The sequence below is a fragment of the Mycobacterium sp. NGS35 genome, assembly GCF_059812855.1.
The window spans coordinates 870,583-895,083 of record NZ_JCALDL010000001.1; the positions used below are offsets into that span (position 1 = coordinate 870,583).

The following is a 24,501-nucleotide window of genomic DNA, read 5'->3' on the forward strand; positions in this document are numbered from 1 at the left end:
GCCATGACGATCGGCGTCATGGCGAGAATCGGTAACCATGCGGTTGTCCTCGGTGCGAGTATGGCGGGCCTGCTGGCCGCGCGGGCGCTGGCTGACTTCTATGTCACCGTCACGATCGTGGAGCGAGATGTGCTGCCTGACAGCGTCGCTCACCGCCGCGGGGTGCCGCAGGGCCGTCACGTGCACGGTTTGCTGCCGCGGGGTGCCCAGGCATTCGAGGAACTGCTGCCTGGCGTACTGAGCGAACTGACTCGCGACGGCGCACGCTATTTCGACGGCAGCGACATCTCTCGGCTGTACTACAACCTCAACGGGCACCGGATGGCCCCGACGGGTTCGGCGCCTAGCTTCACCGCATACTTGGCCAGTCGTCCGTTTCTGGAGCAGCACATCAGAGACCGAATCAGAGCGATTCCCAATGTCAGCGTGGTGCAGGGCCACGACGTGGCGGGCCTGACGGCGGTGCCATGGCGGGTCACCGGCGTGCGGACGGTGAACCGGCAGAGCCGCGAGGAGTCAATTCTTTCGGCCGATCTCGTGGTCGACGCAACGGGCCGTGGTTCGCGCACACCGTCATGGCTTGCGGCTCTAGGGTATTCACGTCCCGCGGAAGAACACGTTGTGGTGCAGCTGCGCTATTCGACGTTGTGGCTGCGGATGCCCGCTGATGCCATGCATGAAATGGGTGCTCTGGTTGGTCCGGTGCCGGGCCGCCCGACCGGACTGGGCTTGCTCGGCTGCGAGAACAACACGTGGTTGCTGACGCTCCAGGGGATGGCCGGGGTCGAGCCGCCCACCGACCCCAGTGAAATGTTCGATTGGGCAGGGAAATTCGCGCCAAACCATATTCTGGATGTGCTCCGCACCGCCGAGCCGATCAGTGAGGTGGCACAGCATCGATTCCCGTCGAGCCAATGGCGCCGCTATGACAAACTGCGCCGCTTCCCTGAGGGGCTGTTGGTTACCGGTGACGCGGTCTGCAGCTTCAATCCGATCTACGCCCAAGGCATGACGGTGGCCGCTTTGCAGGCGTTGGCCTTGCGCGACTGCCTCACACGCGGGACGACGGGTCTGGCGCGGCGGTATTTCCGCGCGACGGCCAAGCCGGTACGCCAGGCCTGGCAGTTGGCGACGGGCGGCGATCTTGCTCTGCCCGAGGTCCGCGGTGAAGAGCGTTGGCCCGCAAGGCTGTTCAACAGCTATGTCCAGCGCGTGCTCACCGCAACCGAATATGACACCGCCGCGGTGGATCAGTTCAGCCGAGTGACGTCACTGTTGGATCCGCCGACCCGGCTGCTTAGACCGGCGACGCTCTGGCGGGCCGCCGCCGCGAATTATCGGCATCCGCGTCGCCAGCCGGCCGATGAGGCAAGACCTATCGCTGTCGTGCAGTAGGTAGCTCGCTGTCGTCTGTCAAGGTCGGCGGGTGAATCTGTGGATGGATTCCCGACTGTGGATAACAGTCCGTGAAATCGGTTGCGGCGCAATGACTTGTCGGTGGGTGTCTTTAGATTCGGGGCATGAGTTCTCGCGCGTTCGATGCGGCGTCGGCCTTGTGCGACCAAGTCGATGCCGCACTCGACGCGTTCGACAAGCTCGACGTCGACGGGCTCTCGACCGCGGAGCGGCTGGTGTTGTTGGAGCGCCGCGAAACGTGGCGGCGCCGGCTGCCCGCCGCCGAGCACACGCTCATCGCGGAATTGACCCACGCCCCGGCCGACGAGCTCGGCGGGCGGCTACCCCAGGTGCTGGCCAACCGGCTGCGGATCTATCGCCGCGAGGCGCTGCAGCGCGTCGACGAAGCCGCCGACCTCGCCCCACGGCGGGCGTTGACCGGGGATCCGCTGCCACCGAAGCTCGAGGCCACCGCCGCCGCACAGCGCGCCGGAACCGTCAGCGCCGAACACGTACGCATCATCCGGTCGTTTTTGGCGCATCTGCCGTGCTGGATCGCCGCACCCACCCGCGCAGAAGCCGAAGCGCGGCTCGCCGACATCGCCGGGCGCCACCGCCCCGACGAACTGCAACGCGCCGCCGACCACTACACCGACGTACTCAAGCCCGACGGCGACTACACCGACGAACACCGCGCCCGCCGCCGCGGCCTCACCATTTCCCCGCAAGCCCCCGACGGCATGTCCAAAATCAGCGGCTGGCTCGACCCCCAGCTGCGCGCCGGCCTGGACGCCGTGCTGTCCAAATGGGCCGCGCCGGGCGCCTGCAACCCCGCCGACGACACCCCCACCATCGACGGGCAACCATCCGAGCAAGCCGCCACCGCCGATGAGCGCAGCGCCGCCCAACGCAACCACGACGCCCTGGCGGCGATGGTGCGCGCCACCTTGATGTCCGGCCATCTGGGCAGCCACCAGGGCCTGCCGGTGACCATCACCGCCACCGTCGCGCTCAATGATCTCCAAAACAAGGCGGGCAAGGCCCACACCGGCTCCGGCAGCTGGTTGCCGGTCACCGACCTGATCCGCATGGCCGCCCACGCCTACAACTACCTGCTGATCTTCGACCAGACCAAGCCGGTCCAGCTCTTCAGGGGCCGCGCCACCCGGCTGGCCACCCCCGAACAACGCCTCGTCCTGTATGCGATGGAGCGCGGCTGCTCCCACCCCGGCTGCGACGTCCCCGCCTACTGGTGCCAAACCCACCACGTCACGGATTGGGCCCACGGCGGCCCCACCGATATCGACAACCTCACCCTGTCCTGCGGACCGCATAACCGCGACGCCACCACCGGCTGGCAAACCCGAAAACAGCCCGACGGAACCACCGAGTGGATCCCACCCACGGAGCAAGACCACGGCCAGCCCCACACCAACACCTACTGGCACCCCGACCGCATGCTCGACGACGAAAACAATGACGATCCCGGGTAGGACGATCCCGGGTAGGCCGTCAGCGCCCGCCACGCACGATCGCGGCCAGTTCCTCGCGGGTGTTCGCGCCCACCCGCTGGCAGGCCCGGTACACGTGTCCTTCGACAGTGCGCACCGACATGACCAACCGGTCGGCGATGTCGCGGTTGGACAGGCCCGCCGCCACCAGCTCGATCACGTCGCGTTGCCGACCGGTCAGCGGGATGCCCAGCTGACTGCGCAGTGCGGGGGTGCACAGCCCACCGCACTCGTTGGCGAGCTCCTGCGCAATCGCCGCCGCATAGGAACCCCGGCTGCGCTTCTGACCCTGAACGAGCACCGCGGCAGCTTGGCCGGCACTGTCGGCCGCAGTGGCCCTGTCACCGAGGGCTCGGTAGTCAGCCGACACCGCCAGCAGCCCCTCACCGTCGCCAGCCTGGAGCGAACGAGCATGGCGCGCAACACAATCCGCCAGCGGCAGCGACAGGTCGCCGGCGAGTTCACGGGCACGCGCCGCACCCGAACCGTCACCCCACTGCGTCGCGGCCTGGATACAGGCCAGTTCGTGAGTGGGTTGGTCGCGGTCGCGCGCCTCCGTAGCGGCCGCCTGCACCACCGCCACGGCCTCGGACAGCGATCCACCGGCGGCCAGTGCCCACCCTCGCGCCACCGCGAGACCGGTGTGCATGAACAGGAAGTCGTCCGGCACGCGCGCGGCAGCAAGCGCGGCGAACGCCTCCTCCGGCTGGCCCAGCTTCGCATGCGCCTCCGCCAGCGCGAAGCAACTGGCTGCACGCAAACCTGTTGTGACACTGTGATTCTCGGCGCCTGCCAGCGCTTCGTGCAGCAGCCGCACCGCGCGTGTCACGTCGCCGCGCATCAACGCGGCGTTGCCCAGCAGCAGCGCGAGGTTCGCGTATGCCAGGCCGGGAAGGTCGCGGGCGGTAGCGGCCAAAGTCTCGGCCGCCGCCACGAATTCGCCGATGCGGCCCGTGAGTCGGCATGCCCGCGCATACACCCCGGCGTACCAGAACCGCAGCGGCGACGCCTGGAACGACGTGGTGGCCCGCCGCAGTGCGTCGTCGGCCACCGCCGGGAGATCGTCGACATGACCGAGCGCCCCCATCGCCATGGTCAACGCCACCGATGCGACGGTGGCGTGGAAGTCGCCCAGCGCGCCGGATTCGATTGCGGCACGGGCTTTTTCCTCTCCGCTGCGGCACCGGGCTCCGACCACCTCCACACACGCCTCGATCGCCAGCCGCTCGGAAGACTCCGGCAACGCCGCCAGAATCGCAGCGGCGTCGCCCGGCCGGGCCAGCATCCAGATCAAGTTGGCTGCCCGCACCGTCGCCCAGTAGTCCGACGAGCCGGACATCCCCGACAGCACCGCCTCGGCTTGCTCGCCGCGGCCCAGCATCACGAGGTTCATGGCGAGAATGTCAGAAGCTTCGTCAGCGCCGGCGTCGGCCGCGGCCCGCGCGAATCGGTCAGCCAGGTCGAGGTCGAGCAGCGTCATCGCGGACCGCGCGGAGTCCAGGAACAGTTGCGGGTCGGGCGGGAGGTCGGATTCCAACGTCAGCAGCGCCCGACGCACGGTCGCGTAGACGTCGGCGTCGCCCTCCTTTTCCAGCCGCTGCGCCAGCCTGCCGCGGATCTTGGACAGGTACATTTCGCCGGCCGTGGCGCGTCGCACCTCCCCGAACAGCGGATGCGCCAACCGGACCATCAGCGCGCCGCCGGTGCGCTCGACGGTGACCAGGCGCAACTCCTCCGCGCGTTCCAGGTCGCGACGCCGCACCAGCGCGCAGATCACATCCACTCCAAGCGGCTCAGCCTGCGACAGGACGTCGACCACCATGGCCACCCCCGGGGTGAGCCGGCCCATCTCGCGTCCCACCATGTCCGCCACACTGGGCGTGGCCGCGATGCCTTCGTCGGCCATCCACACCCCGGCCACCTGACGGAATCGGCCCGCCGCCACCTGGTCTCTGACGAGCTGACGCAGGAACAGCGCGTTGCCGCCGGTCAGTTTCCAGAACCGCTGGGCAACCCGGGTGTCGACGGGACCACCCAAGTCGGCCTCGATCACGCTGCGGGTGGCCTCGGCCGACAGCGGTGCCAAGTCCAGCCGGGCAAGCAGGTCGTTCTTCCACAACGCCGTCACAGCGTCCGGCTCCTGGCCGCCGCTGCGCAACGTGACCACCAGCCGCACGCCCCGGGTCTGCGCCAACTGGTGCACGACGTGCGCTGACAACCCGTCCAGCAGGTGCGCGTCGTCGACCCCGATCAGCGCCCGGCCCCGTTGTCGTTGAGCCACAAAGGAATTGATGATTCGCCGGACATTGGGAAGCGGCTCGGCCATCGGGTCGGGAAGCGCGCTGGCGAAAGCGCCCAGCGGCAGGGAGCGCGCCGATTCCGTGCCGACGATCCACTCGGTCCGCTCCCCCGCCGCCTGCGCACGGGCCAGCACCTCACGGGCGAGCCGCGTCTTGCCCACCCCCGGCGCGCCGACGACCGCCACACCCGCGTACTTGCCACCCGCACCGAGCGCACGCCGAATGTAAGCAAGTTCGCCGTCCCGGCCGGTCAGCGGATCGCCGCTGATCACCGGCCGAATATAGCGCCGATCCGGCGCCGGCGGTCATTCCGCGCTCAGCGCGTGCGCTGCCTCCATCAGCATCCACCCCGACAGCTGCACGGACAGGTCGCGTTCCGGCACCGCCGACGAGTACACCGCGCCGCCCGAGAACTGTGCGCCGGCGCTCTCCGTGGTCGGTACTTGGGCGGTCCGGTCCCAGTGCGCGCCGAACAGGGGTAGCCCGTCGACGGTCTGGCGGAATTCCCATGCCAACTGCGCCGACGTCAGCACTATTCTGCGGGCGGTGTCCCGGGCGGCGACGTCCTCGGGGCTGTCTCCGGGAAGCGCCGAGGCCACCAGCGCCAGATAGCGGACGGTCACCCCGCCGAACAACCCGCCGTCGCCGCCGCCCTCGCTCTTGAGCACGCCGTCGGTCGTCATGTTCTTCTCGACCGCGGCCACCAACCGGTGCACTCGGGGCCGATGACGGTCGTCGCGCGTGCGCACTGCTAGTTCGGTTTCCAGGCCGAGCACCACACCCTGGCAGTAGGTGAACTGGGCGCGATCCAGCGAGCCGTCCTTGATGCCGTCGAACACCAGGTGCGACTGCGGATCGATCAGCGTCTCGTCGATCCAGTCGGCCATCAGCTGGGCTTGCCGCAATTCGCCGTTGCGGGCCAAAAAGATTCCCGCGGGGCCGTTGGCCGGAGCGTTGAAGAAGCGGTCCTGTTTGCGCCACGGGATGCCGCCGCCGAATTCGGGCATCCACGCGCGAGTGAACTGCTTGGTGAACGTGCGCAGCGCGCGCTCGCGTTCGACACCGGCGAGCCGGCCGCACCGTTCGAGAGCCAGCGCCAGCCACGCCATGTCGTCGTAGTAGCTGTTGGTCCAGCGACCGAGGTTGCGCAGATGGTGCCCCCGGATCTGCGCAGCGATGCGCTCGCGCCGCTGCGGCTGCGGATCGCGCAGCTGCGCGTCGACGAGGCAGTCCAGCAGATGTGCTTGCCACCAATAGTTCCAGCTGCCGAACAGCTTGTCGCGCCGGGTCGGCGGCCAGGCCACCACACCCAGCTGAGTGCCCGGCATCCCCCACAACCGCGTCAAATGGCGTGCGGTGACGGCTGCTTCGGCGCTCGCAGCGCGATTGGCCCACTGCTGTTCCATGACCGCGATCCTGCCTTACCAGGCGTAGTTTAGGTCGGCATGCGCACGGATCCACGCATGCATCGCGATGCCCGCGGCGACGGACGCGTTGATGCTGCGGGTCGAACCGAACTGCGCGATGGACACCGTCAACGCCGCGCCGCTGCGCGCCTCCTCGGTGATGCCCGGGCCTTCTTGGCCGAAGATCAGCAGGCATTCCCGCGGCAGCGTGGTCTCCTCCAAGCGCGCTGCCCCGGGCACATTGTCGACCGCGACGACGGTCAGCCCGGCGTCGCGCGCGAAGGCGAGCAACTCGGCCGTCGTCTCGTGGTGGCGCAGTCGTTGATAGCGGTCGGTGACCATGGCTCCGCGCCGATTCCACCGTCGCCGCCCGACGATGTGCACCGTGTCGACGGCGAACGCGTTCGCGGTGCGCACCACGCCACCGATGTTTGCGTCGTGGCCGAAATTCTCGATCGCGATGTGCAGCGGGTGACGCCGGGTGTCGACGTCGGCGATGATCGCCTCTCGCGTCCAGTAGCGGTAGGCGTCGACGACGTTGCGGCGGTCGCCGTCGCGCAGCAGCTGAGGGTCGTAGCGGGGATCGTCCGGCAGCGGACCGGACCAAGGCCCGACGCCGGGGCTCTCGCCCCATTCGGTGGGGCCCGACTCAGTCATGCCGCTCGCCGGGAAAGGTGGCGGCGGCGAGTTCGAGGATTTCGGCGCGGTCCGCGGCCACGATGAAACCCGCCGCGATCGCTCGGTCGAGCGCCTCGGTGAACCGCTCGAGGTATTCCGCTGCGCCGGCGGGATACAGCCGGGCCAGCGTGGCGGCGTCGAACAGCTCACCGAAGCCGAACAGCGCCGACATGTCGCCCTGACCGGGGCTGCTGCCCGAGGTCCGGGCCACCGGAACGTCGACCCAGGGAGTGCGCACACCGCCTTGCGCTACTCCGTTTTCATCGAGGGCCAGCCCGAGCGGTTCGGTGGTCAGCGCGATCGGCGGGGCGGCGGGCGGTGATGCGCCTTCGCGCACCCAGTCGTCGAGCCTGGCGATGGCGCCCTGTAGGACGTAGTGGTGTTGCGGCGCGAAATTGATTGCGTGCGAGAGCTTTTGGCCCATGAACTCGTTGGTCGGCGCGTAGGCGGCCGCAATCCGATCGACGGGTTGGAATCCGTCGTCGATGAACCCGACGCGGATCGTGTAGTTGTCGGCGTGAGCGGTGCCGGGCACCTCCCAGACGCGCAACCGCTCGTTGTCGGGCTGGCGGGCACGGTGATAGCCGGGGCGGATGACGTCGAGTAGATCGGTTTCGGTGATCACGCTGAGCACCGGAGCGCGCAGGTCGGTTCGGAATTGCACGGCGTCCGGAAGGCCGGTCGGTTCGAAGACGTTCGCCCCGTCCAGCGGCGCGGCCGGCCCGAATCGAGAGTGGACCAAAAAGCCGTCATAGGTTTCGGTGATCGGGTCCACGGCATTGACATAGCTGGTGAGAAACGCCGCAGACTGCGACTCCCCCACGGCCACAACATGTTTCGCCTCGATGCCGTCGATGGCGCCGTCTTGAACGAGCTGGCCGACCTGGGTGAACATGTCGTACGAGAACGCGTCCCCGGGATGGTTGAGCGCCGAATAGCGTTGTGCATCCTGTGCTTTCAACGACATGTCGAGGCCGGTGAGGCTGGCCCCGCCGTCGACGCCCACCTTCTGCGCCGACACGGCGACGTACGCGTAGCCGGCCCGGACGATCTCGCGGTGCGCCATGAACCAGACAGCCGCCGCGTCGATGCCGCCGCTGACGTTCAGCCACTCGACGATCACGGTCCCGTTGAAGCCGGCCTCCGGGGTCAGCACGACCATCCGCGTGGTGTAGTCCGCCTTGTCCGATGCCGCCACGCGCCAGTGTCCGTCGGGCCCGAGCTCGTCGACGGGTGAGTAGCGCGTTGCGGTCCCGGAGACGAAGAACTCAGCCGCGCGATATCCCAGTGTCGCTATGTCGTAGGCGCCGAGCAGCAGATTGGGGCGGCCGGGCACATGCATGACGTCGGGCACACGTCATCGATACCACGCCCGCCCGGCGGCAGTTCACTCACCGGTGGTCCACACCGCCGCGTGCGTGCCGACGATGGACAGCGTCGCGTACAGCACCGCCTGGTTGATCTCGCCCTGCGTACACAGCGACGCGTCCACCTGCACGCCGTCCAGCTTCGCGTAGGGCATCACCAGCACCGAGGAGCCGTACGTCGCGCACGCGTGGCTGAGTCCCTGCCCCGCGGGCAGCGTCGGCGCCACCACCACCATCAGCGGGCCACCGCGCTGCGCCGACTCGTCGCGGTACTGCTCCTTGATCGCCGAAATCTCCAGTCCCACAAGCATGTAACCGTTTCCGTTAAAGGCGGCCGGATCGCCCAGAGACGTGGGGTTGAGCATCGTGCCGTCGGCCCGCCAGGCCGCCACACTGGTCGACTTGACCGTGATGCCGGTGTCGTTGCGGTTGGTCGGCAGGATCCCGACCGGAAAAGCCAGCGGGTAAGCAGCGGTGGTGCCGGCGATCCGATCATGCGGCGAGTACACGTAGACGCCGCGCACCGCGCTCTGGTCGTCGATCGGACCCAGGCATACCGTGCCGGTGAGCCGATCGGGATTCGGGGCGCCAAGCGGCGAGATCTTCAGCGACGCAACGTCTTTGCAGCTACCGATGCCGTCTGCTTCGACCGGGTGAGCCGGCGTCCCGTACAGCCCGAAGCGGATCTCCTCCGGCTTCGCGTGCGGCTTGCCCGGTTCGGCCGGGGCGGCGTCGACGTCGACCAGCACATGGTTGGCCTCCCACCGCAGATTCGTGACCGACATGTTCCAGCCCAGGATCGCGGCCGACTCGCCCACCTTCGCCGCCGCCGCGCCGTAGGGCTGGGGCGGGTGCTCGCTTGCCGCGCATCCGACAGCGAGCAGGGCGAGCGTGAGCAGGGCGACGACTACGCGCACCGGATCGATGCCTTAATGCGACAGCCGCTTGTTGACGAGTCGCGACATCCAGGCGGGGCTGATTTGCGCGAGGTAATACGCCAGCTTGGTCTGCGTGCCAACCGGGTGATGAACCTTCGGCACCCGCGACCGTCGGTGCACTACGCGCCATGCCGCGTCGGCGATGTCGTCAGGGGTGAGGTGGACGCCCAGGGATTCGGTGGTTCCGGTGCGCACGTCGGTGAGCATCGCGGTGTCGACGAACAGGGGCCACAGCGCGACCACCGTGATGTCGTGAGCGCGCCATTCCAGATCCAGCGCCTCGGTCAGCCCGCGGACCGCGAATTTCGTTGCGCTGTAAGACGCCAACTCGGCCTGGCCGTAGATCGCCGAGGCCGAGCACATGTTGAGCACGCGGGCGCCGGGGGTGTCGCGCAGGTATGGGAACGCCGTGTGGCAGCCGAACATCACGCCGGTGACGTTGACGTCGACCAGCTGCTTGTGCCGCGCCGGCGGGATGTCGACGAAGTGACCGGCCGACAGCAGGCCGGCATTGTTGACCAGGATGTCGAGCCGTCCGCCCGCGGTGTCGGTGAACTCCCGCAGCGTTCGGTGCCACGCGTCGACGTCGGTAACGTCCATCTGCGCGGTCCACAGCGACCAATTCTGGTGAGCTGCTTCAGATTTCAGGCTGGCCAGTGAGGTGGCGTCCACGTCGACCGCGCCGACCGTGTAACCCGCGGCGGCGAACCGGCGTGCGATCGCCAGCCCGATTCCGCGGGCGGCGCCGGTGACGAAGATCGACTCAGGTGCGGCCACGGCCCCGTCCCACCCTTTTGGTCATGAACCGCACCACGTCTCGCGGCACCAAGCGGCTGGCGGTGGTCAGCACCTTGTACTGCACCCCGGGGATGATCACCACTTTGCCTTTCGCGACGTCGGCCAGGCAGTCGTCGACGACGTCGTCGACCTCCAGCCACAGCACCGACGGCGTCTTGGCCATGTCGATGCCGGCCCGCTGGTGGAACTCGGTTCGCACGAACCCCGGGCACAGCGCGTGCACGCCGACGCCAGTGCCGGCCAGGCCGTTGGCCAGCCCTTCGGAGAACGCGATCACCCACGCCTTCGACGCCGAGTAGGTCGACCCGCGCCCGGACACCAGACCGGCCACGCTGGCGACGTTGATCACGGTGCCCAGCCGGGCGTCGAGCATCGGCGGCAGCGCCGCGCGGGTGAGGTGCATGACGGCGGTGACATTGACGTCGAGTTGGGCCTGCAACAGCGCCGGGTCGGCCGTCCAGAACTCCCCTGACGTGCCGAAGCCGGCGTTGTTGACCAGCACCCGCACACCGTCGGCGAGCCGCATGGCGACGGCGGCGCGGCCGTCTGCTTGGGCGAGGTCGGCGGTCAGGATCTCGACGTTGGTGCCGTGCGCTCGATGGAGCTCGTCGGCCAGTTCACGGAGGCGTTGGGTGGTGCGCGCGACCAGGGCGAGATCGTAGCCGTCGACCGCGTAGCGCCTGGCGAATCCCGCGCCGATGCCCGACGTGGCACCGGTGATCAGGGCAACGGGACGCGGCATCCGCGGCTACGGCTGAAAACTCGCCGGCCCCGGGCGGCTCGCGCGGGTCTGCTGCGGGCGGCGGACCGGTTCGGAGTGCGGCGGCTGGCGAGTCGGATCAGGGCGGCCGGGCTGCCGGAGTGCTTCGGTGCGGCCGGGATCGGCGCGGTAATCAGGCGGCGTGCGGCCGGGATCGGCGCGGTAGTCGGGCGGGGTGATCGGCCGGCCGGGTGCGCCGTTGCGTCTGGCCGAGGCCTGCCCGATCGCCTTGTTCGGCACCGGCGGCAGCACCCGCAGCAGGTCGTTGAATTGGCGGACCGTGCGCAGCCCCTCGTCCCACTCGGCGCGCGTGCTGGTGATCGGCATGCTCACCAGCGTCCAGTTCTGCTCGTTCCACATGATCTCGGCGCAGTCGGGCGCGGTGTGGGCGAACGTCACCATGCGGCGGTCACACGCGCGGCGGGCGGCGTCGAGGTTCGTCGAGTACACCATCCGCGGGCCGATCGCGCCGAGCAGCCACATGTCGTTCTCGCGCGGCTCCTTGAGGCCCTTGAGCCGCAGATCCATCACCACGTTGGTGCCCACCTTGCGATGCAGCGCGATCACGGTCGCGACGTCTTCGAGGTCGAAGATGTAGACCGCTTCGCCTCGGATCTGCCCCAGCACCACGTTGCGGGCGGTCACGTCGCCCACGGTGGACATCACGCCGCGCTTCCAGCGCTTGACGATCTCGGCGTCCTCAGGGGTGTAGTCGAAGCCGTGCGAGCGCGCCCACGAGCGCCGACGGCGACCGTGGTTGTGGCGCCGGTCGAGGTCGACGTACAACAGCACGCCGGCGCTGACGAAACACAGCGCGGACAGCGTGAACCAAAGCGGAACCATTAGGACCTAGCCTATCTGCTGCGGGCAAGCCTGCGATTTCGGCGCGCTGACGGTCGCTGAGCGCACGTCAGCGCGCCGAAATCACTTAGCCGAGCACCAGCGAATCGCCGTCCGGGCTGACGTTGACGGGCACCGTGTCGCCGTCGTGAATCTGGCCGGACAGCAGCATCTTGGCCAGCTGGTCGCCGATGGCCTGCTGCACCAGCCGACGCAGCGGCCGAGCGCCGTAGACGGGATCGAACCCGCGCTGAGCCAGCCACCTCTTCGCCGGCAGCGACACCTCCAGCTGCAACCGCCGCTGAGAGAGCCGCTTCTGCAGCTGCGCCAGCTGGATGTCGACGATCTGCACCAGCTCCTCGGGGTTGAGCCCCTCGAAGATCAGCACGTCGTCCAGGCGGTTGATGAACTCGGGCTTGAACGTCGCACGCACCGCGGCCATCACCTGCTCTTCGCTGCCGCCCGCCCCGAGGTTGGACGTCAGGATCAGGATCGTGTTGCGGAAGTCGACCGTGCGGCCCTGGCCGTCGGTCAACCGGCCCTCGTCGAGCACCTGCAGCAGCACGTCGAACACGTCCGGGTGTGCCTTCTCGATCTCGTCGAACAGCACCACGGTGTACGGCCGGCGCCGCACCGCCTCGGTCAGCTGACCGCCCTGCTCGTAGCCGACGTAGCCCGGAGGTGCACCGACCAGGCGAGCCACCGAGTGCTTCTCGCCGTACTCGCTCATGTCGATGCGCACCATCGCGCGTTCGTCGTCGAACAGGAACTCGGCCAGCGCCTTGGCCAGCTCGGTCTTGCCCACGCCCGTCGGGCCCAGGAACATGAACGCCCCGGTGGGCCGGTTCGGGTCGGACACGCCGGCCCGGCTGCGCCGCACCGCGTCCGCCACCGCCGTGACCGCCTTGCGCTGGCCGACGACGCGCTTGCCCAGCTCGTCCTCCATGCGCAGCAGCTTGGCGGTCTCGCCTTCCAGCATCCGGCCGGCCGGGATGCCGGTCCAGGACGACACGACTTCGGCGATGTCGTCGGGGCCGACCTCCTCCTTGAGCATCACGGCTTCGCGGGCCTGGGCCTGCGGCAGCGCAGCCTCGAGCTTCTTTTCGACCTCGGGGATGCGCCCGTAGCGCAGCTCGGCGGCCTTGGCCAGATCGCCGTCGCGCTCGGCGCGCTCGGACTCACCCCGCAGCCGTTCGAGCTCTTCCTTGAGCTCGCGGACGGTGTCGATCGCGTTCTTCTCGTTCTGCCAGCGGGTGGTCAGCTCGGCCAGCTTCTCCTTCTGGTCGGCCAGTTCGGCGCGCAGCTTCTCCAGCCGCTCCTTGGACGCGTCGTCTTCTTCCTTGGACAGCGCCATCTCCTCGATCTCCAGCCGGCGCACCAGCCGCTCGACCTCGTCGATCTCCACGGGCCGCGAGTCGATCTCCATCCGCAGCCGCGACGCGGCCTCGTCGACCAGGTCGATCGCCTTGTCGGGCAGGAAGCGGGCCGTGATGTAGCGGTCGGACAGCGTGGCCGCGGCCACCAGCGCGGAGTCGGTGATCCGCACGCCGTGGTGCACCTCGTAGCGCTCCTTCAGTCCGCGAAGGATGCCGATGGTGTCCTCGACGGACGGCTCGCCGACGTAGACCGGCTGGAAGCGGCGCTCCAGCGCCGCGTCCTTTTCGATGTGCTTGCGGTACTCGTCGAGCGTGGTCGCGCCGACCAGCCGCAGCTCGCCGCGGGCCAGCATCGGCTTGATCATGTTGCCGGCGTCCATAGCGCCCTCGCCGGTAGCGCCGGCGCCGACGATCGTGTGCAGCTCGTCGATGAACGTGATGATCTGCCCGGCCGAGTTCTTGATGTCGTCGAGCACGGCCTTGAGCCGCTCCTCGAATTCACCGCGGTACTTGCTGCCCGCCACCATGGACCCGAGGTCCAGGGCGACAATTGTCTTGTCCCGCAAGCTTTCTGGGACGTCCCCGGCGACGATGCGCTGGGCCAGGCCCTCGACGATCGCCGTCTTGCCGACGCCGGGCTCACCGATGAGCACCGGGTTGTTCTTGGTGCGCCGGGAGAGCACCTGCACCACGCGTCGGATCTCGTTGTCGCGGCCGATGACCGGGTCGAGCTTGCCTTCACGGGCCCGCGCGGTGAGGTCGGTGGAGTACTTCTCCAGCGCTTGGTAGGTGCCCTCCGGGTCGGGGCTGGTGACGCGGGCGCTGCCGCGGACCTTGACGAACGCCTCCCGCAGCGCCTGCGGCGACGCGCCGTGGCCGGTGAGCAGCTTGGCGACGTCGGAGTCGCCGGTGGCGAGGCCGACCATCAGATGCTCGGTGGAGACGTACTCGTCGTCCATCTCGGTGGCCAGCTGCTGCGCGGCCGTGATCGCGGCCAGCGATTCGCGCGACAGCTGCGGTTGGCTGCTGGCGCCGCTGGCGCTGGGCAGCCGGTCGAGCAGGCGCTGCGCCTCGGCCCGAATGATCGCCGGGTCCACACCGACCGCCTCTAACAGCGGCGCGGCGATCCCGTCGTTCTGCGTCAGCAGAGCCATCAGCAGATGCGCCGGGCGGATCTCCGGATTACCAGCGGCGCTTGCCGCCTGTAGAGCCGCGGTCAGCGCCGCCTGAGTCTTCGTGGTCGGGTTGAACGAGTCCACGACGGTCCTCCGATCTTTCACATGAAGTCTGGAAAAATGCTTGTCGCGATGTTCAACGTCGTCAAGGTTGAGTCTGTTCCGCTCAAGTTCCCTTCTTTTCTGCGAACGTGCGGTTTCACACGCGACACGCCGGGGTCGGCGTACAAAACCGCACAGGCGGCGCCTTCCACGATCAAGATGCTGGGCTATGGCCACGACCTGGGGCACGGTGCTCACGGAGCTCATTCCGCTCGCGTCGGTGATCACGCTGTCGCCGCTGTCGATCATCCCGGTGGTGCTGGTGCTGCACTCGGCCCACCCGCGGCCCGCCGCGCTGGCGTACCTGCTCGGCTGGGTCGTGGCGCTGACAGCGCTCACCGCGGCGTTCGTCGGGATTTCCGGCCTGCTCGGTCAACTCGACGAGCCGCCGCGCTGGGCGTCGTGGCTGCGCATCGTCGTCGGCATCGCACTGATCGTGTTCGGCGTCTTCCGCTGGTTCACCCGCCACCGCTCCGCACATCTGCCCGGCTGGATGCGTCAGCTCACCAGCGTCACGCCAGTCAAAGCGGGCGGCTACGGCGCGGCACTGGCCGTGATCAATCCGAAGGTGCTTTTCATCTGTGCCGCAGCGGGATTGGCCATCGGCAGCGAAGGTATCGGCGTGGCCCGCGCAGGGCTGGCGGTCGGATACTTCGTCGCGATCGCCGCATCGTCGGTGGCGCTGCCCGCGCTGGCGTACGCCGTCGCCGGTGAGCACCTGGACGCGCCGCTGTCGACGCTGAAGGACTGGATGCAGCGACACAACGCCGCTCTGGTCGCGGCGATCTTGGTCGTGATCGGCGTGCTGGTGCTGTACAAGGGTGTTCACGCGCTGTGACGCCGCGGCCACGCGCGAAGCACAGCAACTGCCAGATGCCTACAATGGCCCGGCGTGGGCCTGGAGGATCGCGACGCGCTGCGCATTCTGCGCGCGGCCCTCGATCCCGGCGACGCCGACAACGAACTCGTCCGGCGGTTCTACACGCGCTGGTTCGCCATCGACCCGGCCATCCGCGACCTGTTTCCTCCCGACATGGCCGGCCAGCGTGCGGCATTCGTCCAGGCGCTGTGGTGGGTGTTCGGCGAGTTCGTCGCCCAGCGCTCCGAAGAGCCCGTCGCGTTTCTGGCGCAATTAGGCCGTGATCACCGCAAATACGGTGTGCGACAACAGCATTACCGCACCTTGCACGACGCGCTGTACGCCAGCTTGCGCAGCCACCTGAGCGAGCACTGGACCACCGCGGTCGACGACGCCGCCCGCGAAGCGCTGACATTGATCACCGGGGTGATGAGCGGCGCCGCCGAAGCCGAGTCCGGTCCGGCATGGTGGGACGGCACGGTCGTCGAGCATCGTCGCGCGTCGAGGGACATTGCGGTGATCCGCCTCCAGCTCGACCGCCCGATGGACTACGAGGCCGGCCAATACGTGAATGTCCATGTGCCACAGTGTCCTCGACGCTGGCGCTACCTCAGCCCCGCGATTCCCGCCGACCCCACCGGGGCGATCGAGTTCCATGTCCGCGCCGTGACCGGCGGACTGGTCAGCACTGCGCTCGTCGCCGAAACCCGCGTGGGGCATCGGTGGCGGCTGTCGGCCCCGCTCGGGGCGCTGCGGGTCGACCGCACCGGCGGCGACGTGCTGATGGTGGCCGGCAGCACCGGGCTGGCGCCGCTGCGTGCGCTGATCATGGATCTCACTCGCTTCCTCGACAATCCGCGGGTGCACCTGTTCTTCGGCGCCCGCTATCCCTGTGAGCTCTACGATCTGCGCACGCTGTGGCAGATCGCCGCACAGAATCCCTGGCTGTCGGTGTCACCCGTGTCGGAGTACAACAGCAATCCGCCGTGGGCCGCGGACTATCCGGACGTCGACCCGCCAAGAGGCCTGCACGTGCGCCAGACCGGCCGGCTGCCCGAGGTGGTGACCAGGTACGGCGGCTGGGGCGATCGCCAGATCCTGCTCAGCGGTAACGCGGCGATGATCGCCAACACCAAAGCGGCGCTGATCGCCAAAGGTGCACCGCCCGAACGGATTCAGCACGATCCGCTGGTGAGCTGAGCTCGAACCACGCCAGGCGGCGAGTACCCCTGTGGCACAATCCCACGATGGCCCCCGCCATGGCCGACGTCGAGACCGTCACGCTGGCAGACCCGTCCTCGGCACTCACCGCGACCTACGTGCCGATCGCCGGAATGGTCGGCACCTCGCTGAACGACGACGGGGCCGAGTTGCTGGGTCAGCGCCGCGGTCTGCACGCCTACATCACCGTCGGCAAGACCATGGGCATTCCGCTCCTGTACCCGTGGGCAAACCGCTTGAGCGCCAACACATATCGCGTAGGCAAGGCAGCGGTGACACTGACGCCCGGAATCGGCGGAGTCCGCACGGACCAACATGGCGTGGTGATCCACGGGGTGATGGCCGCCTACGACGGGTGGGAAGTCACCGAGCGGACGGACAACCGGCTCGTCGCCCAAGTGGACTACGGCGGCACCCCGCGCCTGCTGGCCAGCTTTCCGTTCCCGCATCTGCTGACCATGGACGTCACGCTGGCCGACCGCACGCTCACCGTCCGCACCACCGTGACGCCCACGACCAAGGCCGACGTGCCGTTGTGTTTCGGGTACCACCCCTACCTACGGATTCCTGACGTTCCGCGCGCCGAGTGGCAGATCGAGCTGCCCGCCATGCGTTACTGCTCGGTGAACGCCTGGATGATCCCGACGGGCGAGACGCAAGAGCGCCCGGCGATCACCGAGACGCTGGACGACAACTACTTCGACGACAGCTACGACGAGGTCAAGCCCGGCTCGGTGTTCGCGATCTCCGGGGGCGACCGGCGCATCGAAGTCCACTTCGACGAGGGCTACACGGCGGCACAGGTCTTTTCGCCCAGCGACGACGACGTGGTGTGCTTCGAGCCGATGTGCGCGCCCACCGACTCCCTGCGCCGCGGCACCTATCGCGTGACCACCCGAGACGAGCCGGCCACCGCGACGTTCTCCATCCACGTGGGTTAGCGGCGCGAGCGCTGCGGCTTGCGCGGCTCCCACACCACCAAGGCCGTCGACTTCGGCATCACGGCCAGATCGCGGCGCTGGTTGGCCCGCAGTTGCTCGACCTCCTTGGTCAGCTCGGCCACCCGTGACTGCAGCGCCTCCACCTGGTTGGTCAGCTCGATGATCCGTTTGATACCGGCCAGGTTGACGCCTTCGTCCTGCGACAGCCGCTGCACCTCGCGCAGCAGTTCGACGTCACGCTGCGAGTAGCGGCGGCCGCCGCCGGTGGTCCGCCGCGGCGTCACCAGGCCGAGCCGGTCGTAGGTGCGCAGCGTCTGCGCATGCATGCCGGCCAGTTGCGCGGCCACCGAGATGAGAAAGGTCCGGGATTCGTCTGAGGACTTGCTCATCTGTGCTGCCTCCTGCTCTTCGGGCGCTCATCGGCCCGGCCAGCCGGCCCGCGGGTCGAACCCGCTGGCCTTCTCCGCGGCCGCGTACTTCTCCAGCGCTTCCAGTGCGGCGCCTTCGAGGTTCGGCGGCACAGCTACTTTCACGGTCACCAGCAGGTCGCCACTGCCGCCGTCACGCTTGGGCACACCGCGGCCGCGCACCCGCAGGATGCGCCCGTCGGCTGTGCCCTTCGGCACCCGCACGCCGACCTTGCCATCCAGCGTCGGCACGGAAAGCGTTGTCCCCAAAGCCAATTCGGCAAAGCTGACGGGGACGGTGACGGTCAGGTCGTCGCCCTCGCGGCCGAACACCTTGTCCGGTCGCACATGCACGGTGACGTACAGGTCACCCGACGGGGCGCCGCGCAGCCCGGCTTCCCCCTGCCCCGGCAAGCGGATCCGCTGGCCGTCCTGCACACCCGGTGGAATCCGGACGTTGATGGTGCGGGTGCGGGTGGCCACCCCGGTGCCTTTGCACTCCGGGCACGGGTGCTCGATGATTGAGCCGGTGCCGCGGCAGTCCGTGCACGGCTCGGAAAATCCGAACGCGCCCTGGTTGCGGTTGACCACCCCAGAGCCATTGCAGGTGCTGCACACTTTCGGGCTGGTGCCCGGCCGGGCTCCGCTGCCATGGCAGTTGGTGCACGGTGCGGGACTGGTGAGCCTCAGCGGCATCATCACGCCCTTGGTGGCCTCGACGAAGTCGAGCTCGGCCTCGGTCTCCAGGTCGTTGCCGCGGCGCGGACGGCTGGGCCGGCTGCCTGCACGGCCGAACAACCCGCCGAACAGATCGCCGATGTTCGCGCCGCCGGTCTGGCTGGCGGAGTCGAACAGGTCGTTCAGGTTGAACTCGCTGCCGTTCCCGGGCCCGAAGCCACCGAAGTTGCCGGCCGAGAACCGGCGCCGGCCGAAGCCGCCCTCGGCAAACAGCCGCCGCGTCTCGTCGTACTCCTTGCGCTTGGCCGGATCCGACAGCACGCTGTGCGCCTCGGACACCGCCTTGAACCGCTCGGCAGCCGTCGGGTTGTTCGGATTGGCGTCAGGGTGAAGGTCGCGGGCCAGCTTGCGGTAGGCCCGCTTGATTTCGTCGGCGCTGGCGTCAGAGGAGACGCCCAGCTCCTTGTAGAAGTCTTTCTCGACCCATTCGCGTTGGGCCATGGTGCGTCACCTCCTTTCGATGCTGTTCAAGCTCAGCCAGCTGACTGTTCTGATTCTGCGGCCTGGCCGTCTTCCGCGTCGGCATTGCCGGCGGACTGCTGCCCGTCGGTCGCGTCCTCGACGGTGTCGACGACCCCGACGAGCGCGTGGCGCAGGATTTGCTCACCCAGCCGGTAGCCCCGGCGCATCACCGTCCCGATCACTGGTCTGGTGCCGTCGCCCTCGTGCTGGACGGCCTCGTGCAGCGACGGATCGAACTCCTCGCCTTCGGTGCCGAACGACTGCAGACCCAGCCCCTCGAGCGTCTTGGTGAGCTTGTCCGCGAACGCCTTCAGCGGCCCGGACTCCAGATCGCCGTGGCGGCGGGCCGCGTCGAGATCGTCGAGAACACCGAGCAGTTGACTGATCACTGCACCCTTCGCGCGTTCGGCGGCCACCTGCTGGTCGCGCAGCGCACGCTTGCGGTAGTTGGCGAAGTCGGCCTGCACCCGTTGCAGGTCGGCGATCAACTCACCGGCCTTGTCCTCCGCTTGACCTGCGGACGCGGCGTCCTGCCCGGCGGCGTCCGGGCCCGGCCCACCGGGGGCCGGGCCGGACGCGCCCTCACGCACTTCGCCGGTCTTGGGGTCGATGCGGCGCTTGTCGGTGACGACGACCGGTTCTTCCGGGTGCAGTGGTTCGTTTTCCGAACTCACTTGTCCTCCCGTCCTTCGTCGACCACCTCGGCATCCACCACGTCGTCAGCACCCGACGCGTTCTCCGCGCCGCCGCTGGCGCCTTGCGAAGCCTGGGTGGCTTCGTAGATGGCCTGCCCCAGCGCCTGGCTTTCCTGGCCGAGCCGTTCCATCGCGGACTTGATCGCGTTGATGTCGGTGCCGCCCAGGGCCTGCTTGGCGTCGGCGATTGCCGCGTCGACCTTGCTCAGCACGTCCTCGGGCACCTTCGAGCCACCCTCGGCTCCACGCTGCTCGGCGACGAACTTCTCGGTCTGGTAGATCAGCGTCTCGGCCTGGTTGCGGACCTCGGCCTCCTCGCGGCGCTTGCGGTCCTCCTCGGCGTGGGCCTCGGCGTCCTTGATCATCCGGTCGATCTCCTCCTTGGACAGGCCGGAGCCTTCCTGGATGCGGATCGTGTTCTCCTTGCCGGTGCCCTTGTCCTTGGCGGTGACGTGCACGATGCCGTTCGCGTCGATGTCGAACGTGACCTCGATCTGCGGCACGCCGCGCGGCGCCGGCGGGATGCCGGTCAACTCGAAGCTGCCGAGCAGCTTGTTGTGCGCGGCGATCTCACGCTCACCCTGATACACCTGGATCTGCACCGACGGCTGGTTGTCGTCGGCCGTGGTGAAGGTCTCCGACCGCTTGGTGGGGATCGTGGTGTTGCGCTCGATCAGCTTGGTCATCACGCCGCCCTTGGTCTCGATACCCAGGCTCAGCGGCGTAACGTCAAGCAGCAGAACGTCTTTCACCTCGCCCTTGAGCACGCCGGCCTGCAAGGCGGCACCCACTGCGACGACCTCGTCCGGGTTGACGCCCTTGTTCGGCTCCTTGCCGCCGGTGAGTTCCTTGACCAGGTCGGTCACCGCGGGCATCCGGGTGGAGCCGCCCACCAGCACGACGTGGTCGATGTCGGAGACCGAGATCCCGGTGTCGGCGATGACCTGCTGGAACGGCTTGCGGCAGCGGTCGAGCAGGTCTTGCGTGATCCGCTGGAATTCCGCGCGCGTCAGCTGCTCGTCGAGGAACAGCGGGTTCTTGTCGGCGTCGACGGTGATGTAGGGCAGGTTGATCGAGGTGCTCTGCGAGCTGGACAACTCGATCTTGGCCTTCTCCGCGGCCTCACGCAGCCGCTGCATCGCCATCTTGTCCTTGGTCAGGTCGATGCCGCTGGTGCCCTTGAACTTGTCGACGAGCCAGTCGACGATGCGCTGATCCCAGTCGTCGCCACCCAGGTGGTTGTCACCGCTGGTGGCGCGGACCTCGACCACACCCTCGCCCATCTCCAGCAGCGAGACGTCGAACGTACCGCCACCGAGGTCGAACACCAGAATGGTCTGCTCCTTGTCGGCCTTATCGAGGCCGTAGGCCAGCGCGGCAGCCGTCGGTTCGTTGATGATGCGCAGCACGTTCAGGCCGGCGATCTGGCCGGCGTCCTTGGTGGCTTGCCGCTGCGCGTCGTTGAAGTAGGCGGGCACGGTGATCACCGCGTCGGTGATGTCCTCACCCAGGTACGCCTCGGCGTCGCGCTTGAGCTTCATCAGCACCCGCGCGCTGATCTCCGGGGCGGTGTACTTCTTGCCGTCGATCTCGATCGACCAGTCCGTGCCCATGTGGCGCTTCACCGACCGGATGGTGCGGTCGACGTTGGTCACCGCCTGGTTCTTGGCGGGCTGGCCGACCAGGACCTCGCCGTTGCGCGCGAACGCGACGACGGACGGCGTAGTGCGGGAGCCCTCGGAGTTGGCAATGACGGTTGGGTCGCCACCTTCGAGAACGGCGACGACGGAGTTGGTGGTCCCGAGGTCGATTCCGACCGCACGAGCCATGGTGTTTCCTCCTGCTGTATATGAACGTCTGCTGAGCGAACTAGGCTCAAGTCTGCTCTGCCGGCATTCGCCGAGTCAAGCCAGAGTTGAGTCGTAATCACTCAAGTTGGTCGAGTCGTGCAACGGGTGCGACGACCGGTTTGTTCCCGCGGCATGCGAATTCGGCGCGCGAAGTTCCTAGGTTTTGCGCGCCGACATCGCAACTCAAGCGGCCACGGTCACGTCGACGGACAGCAGGTCTTCGAGCGCGTGGGCGGTGGGCCAGTCGCCGCTGCCGACGGCGCGCGCCAGTTCGTCGGCCATGGGGCTGTCGACCTCGAGCTCGGCCAGCCACGCCGCGACCGTGGCGGCGATCTCATCGCTGCCCACGCACACGGCACGGCCGCGGTGCAGCCGGTCGGCGACCTGGTAGACGGTCTTGCGGGATGTACCGCGGGGCCAGATGGTGCTCATCGCTTGCTCCTTGTCCGTGTCGCGGCCTTGGTGCCGCTCATCGGTAGGAGCGCCGCGCCTGCCCATCAGTGACACTTTTCGGGCGGCGGCCCCGCGCGAGTCACTACAGCATCTCCTGTCACTCTTGCGTAGAGTTCAGACGTCATGAGGTCGACTCTTGCGGCGGTATTCCTGGTCGCGGTGATGGCGCTGGCCGGATGCACGTCGTGGACCGACGGCAAGCCGGTCGCCGTCCCGTCCAATCCCACCGAGCCGACGTTCCCGACGACCCGCCCGACCCGCACGCCGCCGAGCACAACGACGCCGACGCGCGCCCCGACGACCACCACCACGACGCAGCCGGGCGGCCAGACGCTCGCCCCGAACGAGCAGGGCTACGTGTTCGTCGAAACCAAGTCCGGCAAGACCCGCTGCCAGATCTCCCGCACGGCCGTCGGCTGCGAGTCCGAATTCGCGAATCCGCCGATCCGCGACGGCTTTCCCGCCAACGGCGTCAACGTCACCGCAGACGGTCAGCTGAAGTGGCTGGTGGGCAACCTGGGCGACATCCAGCCCGTCACTCTGGATTACCGCACGTATCACGCGCAGGGCTGGACCATTGTCGCGGACGAGTCCGGCACGCGCTTCACCAACGACAGCACCGGCCACGGCATGTTCGTCAGCATCGAGAGGGTCGACTCGTTCTGACCCGGGCTCGCCGAGCCCATACGATCACGCCGTGCCCTACCGCGACGACGAGCGGCCCGACTCCGCCGAACCGAGCGAGCTTCCCTGGTATCAGACCAGCGGTGCCGTCACAGCCGCAGGAATCCTCGGCGTCGTCGTGGTGATCGTGCTGATCGTCGCCGTCATGCGGACGGCCGACAATTCCACCCGGCCGGCCAACGAGCTTCCGCTGCCCTACACGACCACGACAGCTGAGCCCACGACGACGACCACCACGACCACCACAACAACGACGCAGACCACCCCCACAACCACCACCACCACCTCGGAAACCACGACCACGACGACAGCCACCACGACGACCACCGAGGACACCACCAGCGAAACCACCACCACGACAACCAGTCGGACGTCGGGCCTGCGCGCGACGCCAAGTCCACATCCGCTGTTCCCCCACGGCTGACGAATCGTCGCCCCTTAATATCCGTCCATGGGGGTAACAGAGTCGTCGGGCGACTTCGACTACCTGTGGGAAGAGCTGGAGGAACCGGCCGAGGCGGAGTCGCGCTTCGGCTCCGGGTTCGACGACGACGACGACCTCGACGACTTCGGCGATGTGCGCCCGCGCACGCCGGTGCCTTGGTACCGCAGGAAAACTGCGGTCGTGGCCATCGGGGCGATCGCGGTCGGTGTGGTTGCGATTCTCGTCTCGGCGGTGCTGCTGGTGTCGCGCAGCTCCCGGGGACCGCAGACCAGTGTGCCCAGTGTGTCGACCACGCCGCCGTCGTCCGTGCGGTCGGCGCGTCGCCCGACGCCGAACGCGACGATCCCGCCGAATGCGACGCTCCCGCAGAGTTCGCCGGCCCCGCCGCCCGCGGCTACGCCGCCTGCGAGTGAGCCGTCTGCCAGCACGCCCGCGGTGGTCGCGCCGCCGCGCCAGCAACCACCGGAGCCTGCGAAACCGCCGCAGATCGGCGTCACCCGCTCCCCGGTGACGCGGTCGCCGATCAGCGTGCGGCCCGCGCCACGACCGGCTTTCCCTCACAACTGAGCGCCACCGGCTACCATCAAGCCCCGTGTCTCAGTACGGTCCGCCGGAAGACCCCAACTACTACCGCGACGAGCCGACCGCCTACAGCGCGTACGGCCAGCAACCGCCCGGCCCGCCGCCCGGTCCGCCGGAGGAACCGCCGGTGCCGTGGTACCGCAAACCCTGGGTCCTCGTCGCATTGGGCGCACTGGGCGCCATCATCCTGGCGCTGATCATCTTCGCGATCTTCGGCGGCAACAACTCCGACGACAACAAGCCGCTCAGCCCGGTGACCAGCACAACACGGACGTCGCCGACGCTGACCACGACGCCGACGACGACCACGACCGCCGAGACCACGGAGACCAGCACGGCGACCACGACGTCGCCGACCACCACCACTGAGCCGACGACAACCACCCCGAGCACCAGCACCAGCACCAGCACGACCGTCAGCGTCAGCACGAGCACCAGCACGATGACGATCACGATCCCGGCGATTCCGGGCTTGCCGACGCCGCCGCAGTGACGCGCCGGGCCTTCGCTCACGACGC

General features: G+C 68.4%; 23 protein-coding genes. 8 read left to right on the forward strand and 15 right to left on the reverse strand.

What is annotated here, in order from left to right; genetic code table 11:
* Window positions 1-18 precede the first annotated feature (18 nt).
* Together AC5Y4C_RS04315 and AC5Y4C_RS04320 are read left to right on the forward strand one after the other, a co-directional pair.
* Window positions 19-1,395 (forward strand): FAD-dependent oxidoreductase, encoded by a 1,377-nt coding sequence (locus AC5Y4C_RS04315; protein ID WP_499961965.1) that lies wholly within the window; start codon window positions 19-21, stop codon window positions 1,393-1,395.
* 125 nt (window positions 1,396-1,520) lie between these two features.
* A complete protein-coding gene (locus tag AC5Y4C_RS04320) occupies window positions 1,521-2,888 on the forward strand; it encodes an HNH endonuclease signature motif containing protein (RefSeq protein ID WP_499961964.1) in 1,368 nt (455 codons plus the stop codon).
* A gap of 19 nt (window positions 2,889-2,907) precedes the next feature.
* Here AC5Y4C_RS04320 and AC5Y4C_RS04325 read toward each other — a convergent pair whose 3' ends face one another.
* From AC5Y4C_RS04325 to clpB, 9 genes are all read right to left on the reverse strand, one after another.
* A complete protein-coding gene (locus AC5Y4C_RS04325; protein ID WP_500008014.1) occupies window positions 2,908-5,478 on the reverse strand; it encodes a helix-turn-helix transcriptional regulator in 2,571 nt (856 codons plus the stop codon).
* 33 nt (window positions 5,479-5,511) lie between these two features.
* The gene (locus AC5Y4C_RS04330) at window positions 5,512-6,612 is read right to left on the reverse strand and encodes a glycoside hydrolase family 76 protein (RefSeq protein WP_499961962.1); all 1,101 of its coding nucleotides are present in this window, start codon (window positions 6,610-6,612) and stop codon (window positions 5,512-5,514) included.
* Between the two features lie 15 nt (window positions 6,613-6,627).
* Window positions 6,628-7,269 carry a TrmH family RNA methyltransferase gene (locus AC5Y4C_RS04335; protein ID WP_499961960.1) on the reverse strand — a complete coding sequence of 214 codons (642 nt, stop codon included), beginning with the start codon at window positions 7,267-7,269 and terminating at the stop codon, window positions 6,628-6,630.
* Window positions 7,262-8,632, reverse strand: coding sequence for an alpha/beta hydrolase domain-containing protein (locus AC5Y4C_RS04340; RefSeq protein WP_499962064.1), 1,371 nt, complete (start codon window positions 8,630-8,632; stop codon window positions 7,262-7,264). The genes AC5Y4C_RS04335 and AC5Y4C_RS04340 overlap by 8 nt, the downstream gene beginning before the upstream one ends.
* 45 nt (window positions 8,633-8,677) lie before the next feature.
* A complete protein-coding gene (locus AC5Y4C_RS04345; RefSeq protein WP_499905356.1) occupies window positions 8,678-9,574 on the reverse strand; it encodes a hypothetical protein in 897 nt (298 codons plus the stop codon).
* A gap of 12 nt (window positions 9,575-9,586) precedes the next feature.
* Window positions 9,587-10,372, reverse strand: coding sequence for an SDR family oxidoreductase (locus AC5Y4C_RS04350; RefSeq protein ID WP_499961958.1), 786 nt, complete (start codon window positions 10,370-10,372; stop codon window positions 9,587-9,589).
* Entirely contained in the window at window positions 10,359-11,135 is a 777-nt protein-coding gene (locus AC5Y4C_RS04355; RefSeq protein ID WP_499905350.1) for an SDR family NAD(P)-dependent oxidoreductase, read from the reverse strand. The genes AC5Y4C_RS04350 and AC5Y4C_RS04355 overlap by 14 nt, the downstream gene beginning before the upstream one ends.
* Before the next feature lie 6 nt (window positions 11,136-11,141).
* Window positions 11,142-11,996: a trehalose monomycolate transport factor TtfA gene (ttfA, locus tag AC5Y4C_RS04360; protein WP_499961956.1), complete on the reverse strand. Its 855-nt coding sequence runs from the start codon at window positions 11,994-11,996 to the stop codon at window positions 11,142-11,144.
* An 85-nt stretch (window positions 11,997-12,081) separates the two neighbouring features.
* On the reverse strand, window positions 12,082-14,628 hold the full coding sequence (gene clpB / locus AC5Y4C_RS04365; protein WP_499961954.1) for an ATP-dependent chaperone ClpB: 2,547 nt from the start codon (window positions 14,626-14,628) through the stop codon (window positions 12,082-12,084).
* A gap of 187 nt (window positions 14,629-14,815) precedes the next feature.
* Between clpB and AC5Y4C_RS04370 the strand changes: the two genes are divergently transcribed.
* Genes AC5Y4C_RS04370 through AC5Y4C_RS04380 form a run of 3 tightly spaced genes read left to right on the forward strand, consistent with a single transcriptional unit; the run spans window position 14,816 to window position 17,667 of the window.
* Entirely contained in the window at window positions 14,816-15,484 is a 669-nt protein-coding gene (locus AC5Y4C_RS04370; protein ID WP_499961952.1) for a GAP family protein, read from the forward strand.
* Between the two features lie 54 nt (window positions 15,485-15,538).
* Entirely contained in the window at window positions 15,539-16,705 is a 1,167-nt protein-coding gene (locus tag AC5Y4C_RS04375; protein WP_499961951.1) for an FAD-binding oxidoreductase, read from the forward strand.
* 59 nt (window positions 16,706-16,764) lie between these two features.
* Window positions 16,765-17,667 carry an aldose 1-epimerase gene (locus AC5Y4C_RS04380; RefSeq protein WP_499962062.1) on the forward strand — a complete coding sequence of 301 codons (903 nt, stop codon included), beginning with the start codon at window positions 16,765-16,767 and terminating at the stop codon, window positions 17,665-17,667.
* On the opposite strand, the gene AC5Y4C_RS04385 is transcribed toward AC5Y4C_RS04380, so the two are convergent.
* The 5 genes from AC5Y4C_RS04385 to AC5Y4C_RS04405 all read right to left on the reverse strand — a co-directional run bounded on the left by AC5Y4C_RS04385 (window position 17,664) and on the right by AC5Y4C_RS04405 (window position 22,251).
* Window positions 17,664-18,056 carry a heat shock protein transcriptional repressor HspR gene (locus tag AC5Y4C_RS04385; protein WP_499905327.1) on the reverse strand — a complete coding sequence of 131 codons (393 nt, stop codon included), beginning with the start codon at window positions 18,054-18,056 and terminating at the stop codon, window positions 17,664-17,666. The two genes, AC5Y4C_RS04380 and AC5Y4C_RS04385, sit on opposite strands and share 4 nt — an antisense overlap.
* Window positions 18,057-18,083: 27 nt before the next feature.
* Entirely contained in the window at window positions 18,084-19,253 is a 1,170-nt protein-coding gene (gene dnaJ, locus AC5Y4C_RS04390; protein ID WP_499905323.1) for a molecular chaperone DnaJ, read from the reverse strand.
* Between the two features lie 32 nt (window positions 19,254-19,285).
* Complete coding sequence (gene grpE, locus AC5Y4C_RS04395) at window positions 19,286-19,948, reverse strand: nucleotide exchange factor GrpE (protein ID WP_499905318.1); 663 nt, start codon at window positions 19,946-19,948, stop codon at window positions 19,286-19,288.
* Window positions 19,945-21,798: a molecular chaperone DnaK gene (gene dnaK / locus AC5Y4C_RS04400; RefSeq protein WP_499905314.1), complete on the reverse strand. Its 1,854-nt coding sequence runs from the start codon at window positions 21,796-21,798 to the stop codon at window positions 19,945-19,947. Before dnaK ends, grpE begins: the two co-directional genes overlap by 4 nt.
* 204 nt (window positions 21,799-22,002) lie before the next feature.
* Window positions 22,003-22,251, reverse strand: a complete 249-nt coding sequence (locus AC5Y4C_RS04405; protein ID WP_499961949.1) for an Rv2628 protein family — start codon at window positions 22,249-22,251, stop codon at window positions 22,003-22,005.
* A gap of 144 nt (window positions 22,252-22,395) precedes the next feature.
* Between AC5Y4C_RS04405 and AC5Y4C_RS04410 the strand changes: the two genes are divergently transcribed.
* Genes AC5Y4C_RS04410 through AC5Y4C_RS04420 form a run of 3 tightly spaced genes read left to right on the forward strand, consistent with a single transcriptional unit; the run spans window position 22,396 to window position 23,968 of the window.
* Window positions 22,396-22,938: a hypothetical protein gene (locus AC5Y4C_RS04410; RefSeq protein WP_499961948.1), complete on the forward strand. Its 543-nt coding sequence runs from the start codon at window positions 22,396-22,398 to the stop codon at window positions 22,936-22,938.
* A gap of 31 nt (window positions 22,939-22,969) precedes the next feature.
* On the forward strand, window positions 22,970-23,380 hold the full coding sequence (locus tag AC5Y4C_RS04415; protein WP_499961946.1) for a hypothetical protein: 411 nt from the start codon (window positions 22,970-22,972) through the stop codon (window positions 23,378-23,380).
* A gap of 27 nt (window positions 23,381-23,407) precedes the next feature.
* Window positions 23,408-23,968: a hypothetical protein gene (locus tag AC5Y4C_RS04420; RefSeq protein ID WP_499905302.1), complete on the forward strand. Its 561-nt coding sequence runs from the start codon at window positions 23,408-23,410 to the stop codon at window positions 23,966-23,968.
* Between the two features lie 81 nt (window positions 23,969-24,049).
* Here the strand turns inward: AC5Y4C_RS04420 and AC5Y4C_RS04425 are convergent, their stop codons facing one another.
* Entirely contained in the window at window positions 24,050-24,496 is a 447-nt protein-coding gene (locus AC5Y4C_RS04425) for a hypothetical protein (protein ID WP_499961945.1), read from the reverse strand.
* Between the last annotated feature and the right edge of the window lie 5 nt (window positions 24,497-24,501).

Excerpts from the sequence above, each read along its gene's own strand:
- AC5Y4C_RS04315 (WP_499961965.1), top strand. The coding sequence starts at position 19 with ATGGCGAGAATCGGTAACCATGCGGTTGTCCTCGGTGCGAGTATGGCG.
- AC5Y4C_RS04320 (WP_499961964.1), top strand. The coding sequence starts at position 1,521 with ATGAGTTCTCGCGCGTTCGATGCGGCGTCGGCCTTGTGCGACCAAGTC.
- AC5Y4C_RS04330 (WP_499961962.1), bottom strand. The coding sequence starts at position 6,612 with ATGGAACAGCAGTGGGCCAATCGCGCTGCGAGCGCCGAAGCAGCCGTC.
- AC5Y4C_RS04335 (WP_499961960.1), bottom strand. The coding sequence starts at position 7,269 with ATGACTGAGTCGGGCCCCACCGAATGGGGCGAGAGCCCCGGCGTCGGG.
- AC5Y4C_RS04340 (WP_499962064.1), bottom strand. The coding sequence starts at position 8,632 with ATGCATGTGCCCGGCCGCCCCAATCTGCTGCTCGGCGCCTACGACATA.
- AC5Y4C_RS04355 (WP_499905350.1), bottom strand. The coding sequence starts at position 11,135 with ATGCCGCGTCCCGTTGCCCTGATCACCGGTGCCACGTCGGGCATCGGC.
- ttfA (WP_499961956.1), bottom strand. The coding sequence starts at position 11,996 with ATGGTTCCGCTTTGGTTCACGCTGTCCGCGCTGTGTTTCGTCAGCGCC.
- AC5Y4C_RS04370 (WP_499961952.1), top strand. The coding sequence starts at position 14,816 with ATGGCCACGACCTGGGGCACGGTGCTCACGGAGCTCATTCCGCTCGCG.
- AC5Y4C_RS04380 (WP_499962062.1), top strand. The coding sequence starts at position 16,765 with ATGGCCGACGTCGAGACCGTCACGCTGGCAGACCCGTCCTCGGCACTC.
- AC5Y4C_RS04385 (WP_499905327.1), bottom strand. The coding sequence starts at position 18,056 with ATGAGCAAGTCCTCAGACGAATCCCGGACCTTTCTCATCTCGGTGGCC.
- dnaJ (WP_499905323.1), bottom strand. The coding sequence starts at position 19,253 with ATGGCCCAACGCGAATGGGTCGAGAAAGACTTCTACAAGGAGCTGGGC.
- dnaK (WP_499905314.1), bottom strand. The coding sequence starts at position 21,798 with ATGGCTCGTGCGGTCGGAATCGACCTCGGGACCACCAACTCCGTCGTC.
- AC5Y4C_RS04405 (WP_499961949.1), bottom strand. The coding sequence starts at position 22,251 with ATGAGCACCATCTGGCCCCGCGGTACATCCCGCAAGACCGTCTACCAG.
- AC5Y4C_RS04410 (WP_499961948.1), top strand. The coding sequence starts at position 22,396 with ATGAGGTCGACTCTTGCGGCGGTATTCCTGGTCGCGGTGATGGCGCTG.
- AC5Y4C_RS04420 (WP_499905302.1), top strand. The coding sequence starts at position 23,408 with ATGGGGGTAACAGAGTCGTCGGGCGACTTCGACTACCTGTGGGAAGAG.